Raw genomic sequence first — 265 nt, forward strand, 5'->3', positions numbered from 1 at the left:
GGACCTTTCGGCCATCCAGGCCCTTGATCCACCTACGTCTCCACTTGATGTCGAACTTCTTGAGCGCCGCGTTCCATGTTTGCGACTCCAGAAGTGACTCCTCCAGGGCTCCCCGGAGACCAGAGATGGCCGGGGTGTTTTCGAGGAAAGCCTTCTTCAGCTCCTTGCCTTGGGCCTTCCCACCGCCAACGAACCCACCGACCTTGGCGTCACCGGCTCCGTAGAGGAACGCATAGATGAACGTCTTGGCGATTGCCCTACGGGC

Annotated in this window: 1 protein-coding gene; it reads right to left on the reverse strand. The window is 60.0% G+C overall.

Going from position 1 to position 265, the window contains the following annotated elements:
• Positions 1–265: hypothetical protein (locus RMT89_RS43535; protein WP_315889286.1), on the reverse strand; the 265-nt coding region annotated here is incomplete at both ends.

The sequence above is a fragment of the Streptomyces sp. P17 genome (genome assembly GCF_032436805.1).
In the GTDB taxonomy this organism is placed as follows: Bacteria; Actinomycetota; Actinomycetes; order Streptomycetales; family Streptomycetaceae; genus Streptomyces.